General features: G+C 71.4%; 6 protein-coding genes. 4 read left to right on the top strand and 2 right to left on the bottom strand.

Annotated elements, in window-relative coordinates:
* Positions 1–2,353 (bottom strand): transglycosylase domain-containing protein (locus GT042_RS14115; RefSeq protein WP_161309051.1); only part of this gene is annotated, 2,353 nt, incomplete at its 3' end.
* Between the two features lie 255 nt (positions 2,354–2,608).
* Between GT042_RS14115 and GT042_RS14110 the strand changes: the two genes are divergently transcribed.
* From GT042_RS14110 to GT042_RS14095, 4 genes are all read left to right on the top strand, one after another.
* The gene (locus GT042_RS14110; RefSeq protein ID WP_161309050.1) at positions 2,609–3,409 is read left to right on the top strand and encodes an ABC-2 family transporter protein; all 801 of its coding nucleotides are present in this window, start codon (positions 2,609–2,611) and stop codon (positions 3,407–3,409) included.
* A gap of 73 nt (positions 3,410–3,482) precedes the next feature.
* On the top strand, positions 3,483–4,286 hold the full coding sequence (locus GT042_RS14105; protein WP_237530791.1) for an ABC transporter permease: 804 nt from the start codon (positions 3,483–3,485) through the stop codon (positions 4,284–4,286).
* 74 nt (positions 4,287–4,360) lie between these two features.
* Positions 4,361–5,407 carry an ABC transporter ATP-binding protein gene (locus tag GT042_RS14100; protein WP_161309049.1) on the top strand — a complete coding sequence of 349 codons (1,047 nt, stop codon included), beginning with the start codon at positions 4,361–4,363 and terminating at the stop codon, positions 5,405–5,407.
* Between the two features lie 9 nt (positions 5,408–5,416).
* Positions 5,417–6,121: a DUF1707 domain-containing protein gene (locus GT042_RS14095; protein ID WP_161309048.1), complete on the top strand. Its 705-nt coding sequence runs from the start codon at positions 5,417–5,419 to the stop codon at positions 6,119–6,121.
* Between the two features lie 28 nt (positions 6,122–6,149).
* On the opposite strand, the gene GT042_RS14090 is transcribed toward GT042_RS14095, so the two are convergent.
* On the bottom strand, positions 6,150–7,392 hold a 1,243-nt coding region (locus tag GT042_RS14090; RefSeq protein WP_161309047.1), incomplete at its 5' end, for an SGNH/GDSL hydrolase family protein.

The raw sequence follows: 7,392 nt of genomic DNA, 5'->3' as shown, positions 1-7,392 counted from the left end.
CCGGGCCGCCGCCGGTGTCGCCGCCCGTCCCGCCGTCGCCCGTGCCCCCGCCGGTGTCCTGGCCCCCGGTCCCGTCGCCGCCCGTTCCCGTACCGCCGGTGTCGGTGCCGCCGTCCGTGCCTCCGGCCGCCGTGCCTTCGGTCGGTCCCTGGGTGGTCGGGTCGCCGCCGCTGGGCGTGCCGGTCGTCCCGCCCTGGTCCTGGCCCGGCGGCGGGCTCTGGTCCTGGGACGGGCCGTCGGTCCCGCCCTGGGTGTCGGGAGACTGTGATTCCTCCGGGTCGGTCGGTTCGTCCGAGGTCCGCGGGTCGGGTGAGGCGCTCTGCGCGCCGTCCTCCAGTTGCAGGTCGAAGGCCTTGACGGGGGTGCCCTTGAGGGCCGCCGCGGTGTACTGGCCCCAGATCTGGGCCGGCGGGCCGCCGCCGTTGACGCGGGCCAGGCCCAGCGCCCCGTACAGCGGTTTCTGCTTGGCCGTCGTGGGGTCCGCGCCCATGACGGAGACGACGGTGGCGAGGTTCGGGGTGTAGCCGGCGAACCAGGCGGCCTTGTCGTTCTCCGCCGTGCCCGTCTTGCCCGCCGCGGGGCGGCCGGCGGCCTGGGCGGCGGTGCCGGTGCCGCTGTCGACGACGCTGCGCAGCATGGACGTCGTGGTGTCGGCGGCCTCGCGGCTGATGGCGCGCTTCGGGTTCTGGTCGGGCAGCCGGACGGTGGCCCCGTTCTTGCTGACCTTGTCGACGAGTGTGTACGTACCGTGTCGGCCGTGGTTGGCGAGGGTCGCGTACGCCTCCGCCATGTCCAGGACGCTCGCGGTGGCCGGGCCGAGGGCGATGGAGGGGGACGCGGTCAGGTCGGGGGTGGTGGCGGGGAGGCCGAGGGAGACGGCGGTCTTCCTGACCGTGGCGGGGCCGACGTCCTGCGCCATCTGCGCGTAGACCGCGTTGACGGATTTGTCGGTGGCGGTCCTGACGGTGATGGGGCCGTAGTCGACGTCGTCCTCGTTGGCGGGGGCGTAGCCGGTGGGCCCGTCGGGGCCCTCGACCATCCGCTTGTTGTCGCCGTCGTAGACGGTGTTGGGGGTGATGGTCTCGCCGTCCTGGGTCTCGGAGCCGTTCTGGACGGCGGAGGCGAAGACGAAGGGCTTGAAGGTGGAGCCGACCTGGTAGTCGCGTCGGGTCGCGTTGTTGACGTACTGCTTGGTGTAGTCGATCCCGCCGTACATCGCGACGACCTTGCCGGTGGCCGGGTCGACGGAGGCGCCGCCGACGCGCACGTTCTTGTCGGCCGCCCGGTCGGGGTCGAGCTTGGACGTGACCTGGTCCTTGACGGCCTGGGTGAACGCGTCCTGCTTGCCGCGCTGGAGGGTTGTGGTGATCCGGTAGCCGCCGGTGGCGAGGGTCTTCTCGTCGATGATGTGGTTGGTGATCAGGTAGTCCTTGACGGCCTGGACGATGTAGCCGCGCTGGCCGGAGAGGCCGGCGGCGGTGTTCTTGATCGGTCCTGGCGTGCGGAACTTCGTCGCGGCGCGGTCGGCGGGGCTCAGCCACCCTTCCTTGACCATGCCGTCGAGGACGTAGTTCCAGCGGGCGAGGGCGGCGGGCTTGTTCTCGGGGTGGGCGACGACGTCGAACTCGCTGGGGGCGTTGAGCAGCGACGCCAGGTAGGCGCCCTCGGCGGTGGTGACGTCCTCGATGTCCTTGCCGTAGTAAGCCTGGGCGGCGGCCTGGATGCCGTAGGCGTTGCGCCCGAAGTAGCTGGTGTTGAGGTAGCCCTCCAGGATCTGTTCCTTGCTCTCCTCGCGGTTGAGCTTGATCGCGATGAAGAATTCCTTGGCCTTGCGGGTGACGGTCTGTTCCTGGCCGAGGTAGTAGTTCTTGACGTACTGCTGGGTGATGGTGGAGCCGCCCTGGGTGCCCTTGCCGGTCGCGGTGTTCCACGCGGCGCGGACCATGCCCTGCGGGTCGACGGCGGGCTCGTTGTAGAAGCCGCGGTCCTCGGCGGCGAGCACGGCCCGCTGGACGGTCTTCGGCACCTGCGCCAGCTGGACGTTCTCGCGGTTGACGTCGCCGTCCCGGGCGAGCGGGGTGCCGTCCGCGTACAGGTAGACGTTGGACTGGGCGGTCGCGGCGGCGTTGGCGGCGGGGATGTGGACGAAGTGGTAGCCCGCGAGGAAGCCGCCGACGACGAGCAGCGCGAGGAAGAGGAACGTACCGAGCAGCATGCGCCAGCTGGGGAAGAGGCGGCGCCAGCCGGTGCGCTTGGGACGCCCGGCTTTCTTGCCCTTCTTCCCCGGCCCGGCCGGTGGCGTGGCCGTGGGGTCCCGTGGGGCCCAGCTCTGTTGCTGTGGCTCGTCGCTCATGTGGATGAAGACTCCTCGGCGGGCGCCGGCGGTTCACTGTCCGGCATAACGGTGTCGTATCAGGCCATTCGTCGCGGAGCCCCAAGAAACGCTGCGCTCATCCATGAAACACGTCCGGGCGGGGAAACGGATCAGGGCGGTTTGTGTGGATTGCCACTTCCGGTGCCGTACGGGTGTGGGGTGGCCGGGCCGAATATCGGTCGCGCCGGGTCGGGCCGGGGGCTAGGGTCGGGCGTTTTGGAGAGGGGGGCTGTCGTGCGGCTCTACGCCGTGGTGGCCGCGGGTGGGTTCCGGCGCTATGCGACGTACCGGGTCGCCACGTTCGCGGGGATCTTCGCCAACACTGTCTTCGGTTTCATCCTGGCGTACACGTACATCGCGCTCTGGGACGAGCGGCCGGGGCTCGGCGGGTACGACCAGGCGCAGGCGCTCACCTATGTGTGGCTCGGCCAGGCGCTCCTGATGACGTGCGCCATGCTGGGCGGCAGTTTCCAGGACGAGCTGATCGAACGGATCCGTACCGGCGACATCGCCGTCGACCTCTACCGGCCCGCCGATCTCCAGCTGTGGTGGCTGGCGGGTGACCTGGGGCGGGCGTCCTTCCATCTGCTGGGCCGGGGGATCGTGCCGATGGTGCTCGGCGCCCTGGCCTTCGATCTGGCGCTGCCGTCGAATCCGTTGGCCTGGGCAGCCTTCCTGCTCTCCGTGCTGCTCGCGGTGGTGGTGAGCTTCGCGATCCGCTATTTGGTGGCGCTGAGCGCGTTCTGGCTGATGGACGGTGCGGGGGTCGCGCAGATGGCGATGCTGACCGGGATGTTCTTCTCGGGGCAGCTGCTGCCGCTGACCCTGTTCCCGGGGGCGCTCGGCGCGGTGGCGCAGGCGCTGCCCTGGTCGTCGATGCTCCAGATCCCGGTGGACGTCCTGCTCGGCAGGCACACGGGGTGGGGGCTGGTGGAGGCGTACGGGTTCCAGGCGGGGTGGGCGGTGGCGCTGCTGGCGCTGGGGCGGCTGCTCCAGGGCGTGGCGACGCGGAGGGTGGTGGTGCAGGGTGGCTGAGGAGCTGTGGGTCTCCGGTGAGCCGCGGGTCGCCGGGGAGCGGTGGGTCCCCCGGGAGTCGTGGCGGGTCCGGCTGGGCAGCGGTGTGCGGGCGTACGGGCTGATCGTGGCGATGTGGGTACGGTCCACGATGGCGTACCGGGCGTCCTTCGTCATGACCACGATCGGGACGTTCACCGCGTGCGCCCTGGACTTCATGGCGATCCTGCTGATGTTCTCCCACGTGGACTCGCTGGGCGGGTACGCGCTCCCGGAGGTCGCCTTCCTGTACGGCACGTCCAGCACGGCCTTCGGGCTCGCCGATCTCCTCATCGGCTCGATGGACCGGCTGGGCCGCCGGGTGCGCGACGGCACGCTCGACTCCTTGCTGGTGCGGCCGGTCCCGATACTGGCGCAGGTGGCGGCGGACCGGTTCGCGCCGCGCAGGCTGGGGCGGATCCTCCAGGGCGCGCTGGTGCTGGGGTACGCGCTGGTCGCGCTGGACATCGACTGGACGTTCGTGCGGGTGCTGATGGTCCCGGTGATGATCGTGAGCGGGACGGCGATCTTCGCGGCGGTGTTCGTGGCGGGGGCGGCGTTCCAGTTCTGGGCGCAGGACGCCGCCGAGGTGCAGAACGCGTTCACGTACGGCGGGACGACCCTCCTTCAGTACCCGCCTTCGCTGTTCGCGAAGGACCTGGTGCGCGGGGTGACCTTCGTGGTGCCGCTGGCCTTCGTCAACTGGTTCCCGGCGCTGTACGTGCTGGGGCGCGAGGTCCCGTTGGGGCTGCCGGGGGTGGTGGTGTTCCTGCCTCCGGTGGTGGCGGGGGTGTGCTGCGCGGCGGCGGGGGCGGCGTGGCGGGTGGGGTTGCGGTCGTACCGCAGTACGGGCAGTTAGCGAAGCGAAGAAGGACCGAAAGCGGCCGAGTAGGTCCGAGAAGGACCGAGAAGGACAGGGAAGGGGCTGGACCGGTGGACGACGACACGGATTTCATCGTGCTGGACGGGATCGAGAAGGTCTTCGACGTCCGGCGCAAGGTGGGCCGCTTCCGCAGGGAGAAGCAGCAGGTCCGGGCGGTGGACGGGATCAGCTTCCGGGTGCCGCGCGGCGAGATGGTCGGCTACATCGGCCCCAACGGCGCCGGCAAGTCCACCACCATCAAGATGCTCACCGGCATCCTGACGCCGAGCGGCGGCCGGCTGCGGGTCGCGGGCATCGACCCGTCACGGGAGCGTACGCGCCTGGCGCAGCGCATCGGGGTGGTCTTCGGGCAGCGCACCACGCTGTGGTGGGACCTGCCGCTGATCGACTCGTACCGTCTGATGCACCGCATGTACCGCGTCCCGGACGCGCGGTACCAGGCGAATCTGGAGCGTTGCGTCGAACTCCTCGATCTCGGGGAGCTGTTGAACGTACCGGTACGGCAACTCTCGCTCGGCCAGCGGATGCGCGGCGACATCGCGGCGGCCCTGCTGCACGACCCCGAGGTGCTCTACCTGGACGAGCCGACGATTGGTCTCGACGTGATCTCCAAGGCGAAGGTCCGTGATTTCCTGCGGCAGTTGAACGTGGAGCGCGGGACGACGGTGCTGCTCACGACCCACGACCTGACCGACATCGAGCAGTTGTGCCGGCGGGTGATGGTGATCGACCACGGCAGGCTGCTGTACGACGGGGCGCTGGCCGGGCTGCACGAGGTGGGCGAGAGCGAGCGGACGCTGGTGGTCGACCTGGAGCGTGAACTCCCTCCGGTGGAGGTGGTGGGGGCGCGGGTGGTGAAGGTGGAGGGGCCGCGCCAGTGGCTGGCGTTCCCGGCGGCGGCTTCGGCGGCGCCTCTGGTGGCGCGGATCGCGGCGGAGTACCCGCTGGTGGACCTGTCGGTGCGGGAGCCGGACATCGAGACGGTGATCGCGAAGATGTACGCGGAGAGACCGGAGGCGGGGGACTCCGCCGCCGACGAGGTGGCGGGTCGAACAGCTGACCGTACGGGCGGTGAAGGTTCGAAGCTCCCGCACTAGGCTTGTTCCATGACGAGCGAGCAGCCAGAGACGCGTGCCTCCGACGCCGAGCGGGAGCGGGTCGCCGAGCGCTTGCGCGAGGCCATGGCCGAAGGCCGCCTCGACATGGACGAGTTCGAGGAACGCCTCGGGGCCGCGCTCCAGGCCCGTACCCATGGCGAGTTGGCGCCACTGGTACGGGACCTCCCCGCCCCGGGGACGACGGCCGACCTGGTGTCCGGTGCCAGGTCCACCCCCGGGTCCGCCGTGGGATCCGGCGGCGACGCCGGCTGGGCGGACCGGGTCGGCGGCGGTGAGCCGACGTCCACCGGCGGGTTCGCGTTCTGGAGCGGCTTCAGCCGCAAAGGGACGTGGACGGTCGGCCGTACGTTCACGGGCGCCGTGTTCCAGGCGGGCGGCGAGATCGACCTGCGGGAGGCGCGGTTCACGGACCGGGATGTGGTGATCCGCTGCGTGGCGATCATGGGCGGGATCGACGTGGTCGTGCCGCCGGGGATGCACGTCCAGGTCAACGGCTTCGGTTTCATGGGCGGGTTCGACCAGGTGGGCGGGGGCGAGGTGGAGCCGGGGGCGCCGCGCGTGGTGGTCACCGGGTTCGCGCTGATGGGTGGGGTCGGGGTGAAGCGCAAGCTGAGGGAGGCGGACAGGCTCCGTCTCAAGGAGGAGCGCAAGAGGCTCAAGCTGGAGAAGAAGGCGGAGCGCAAACAGCTCTGATCCGGAAGGCCGACTTTCCCGGACGGTCCTACAACCGCGCGGGACTCCGCGCCTCCAGGGCCCCCAGGTCCAGGGCCCGGCCCATCACCCGGTACCCCTCGTCGCTCGGGTGCAGATGGTCGCCGGAGTCGTACGCCGGGTACAGCCGGTCCGGCGCGTACGGGTCGCGCAGCGCCCGGTCGAAGTCCACGACGTCGTCGAAGACCCCGCCCGCCCGGATCGCCTCGTTCACGCGTTGGCGCACGACCTCCCCGGCGTCGGTGTCACCGCTGTAGCCGCCGAACGGCGTCAGGGTCGAGCCGATCACCCGCAGACCGCGGGCGTGCGCCTGGGCGGTGAGGTCCTCCAGAGCCCCGACGATCCTGGCGGGGTCCCGTTCCCGCCCGGCCAGGATGTCGTTGATGCCGAGGTCGACGACCACCGCGCGGACGCCCGCCCGGTCGAGGACGTCAGCGCGGAACCGTACGACACCGCTCGCACCCTTTCCGCGTTCCACCCCGCTTCCCAGGAGGCGGTTGCCCCCGATGCCTTCGTTGAGGACGCCGATGTGGCGGTCGCGCAGCCGGGCCGCGAGGTGGTCGGGCCAGCGCCGGTCGGTGTCGGGGTGGGAGCCCACGCCGTCGGTGATGGAGTCACCGAAGGCGACCACGGCGCCCCGCGCGTCGGCGGCGAGGACGTCGACGGCCGTCAGGTAGCGCCAGCTGGTGGTCGGCAGGGTGTACGCGCGTCCGCCGATGTCCTCCGTACGGTCGCCGCGTGCCAGGTACGAGGTCTGGAGGGCGTTGCGGTGGTACGTCACCGGCCCTCCGGCGGTCGGGGTGTAGACCGTCACCAGCAGATCGCCGCCGGGCGGCACGCGCAGGGGCACGGGGTCGCTGACGACCTGGCCGCCCGGCGGGACGGTGACGGCGGGCGCGTGAGCGAACGTCACCCGGCGCATGGTCCCGGGGAGGGCCGAGGCGCCGCCCCCGCCGGCGGTGGTCTTGTCGGTCGCGTCGACCGCGCCGGTTCGGCCTGTCGTGCCTGTCGTACTTGTCGTGCCTGTCCCGCCTGTCCCGCTGCCCGGCCCGCGCAGGGCGACGGACGCGTGACCGATGCGCAGGCCCCTGGAGCCGTACCGGTTGGAGAGGGTGATCCGGACGCTCGTACCGCCGATGCTGGTGTGCACGATGTTGCGGATGGAGCGCCCGGGGTAGCCGTGCGGCGCGCCCGGCTCGGGTCCGCCCGGCGCCGCGGCCCAGGTGCCCGTCCAGGCACCGGCGGAGGCGGGC

Source organism: Streptomyces sp. SID3212 (assembly GCF_009865405.1).
In the GTDB taxonomy this organism is placed as follows: domain Bacteria; phylum Actinomycetota; class Actinomycetes; order Streptomycetales; family Streptomycetaceae; genus Streptomyces.
The sequence above is the reverse complement of the archived record's forward strand: the minus strand, read 5'-3'. Positions and strand labels throughout refer to the sequence as shown.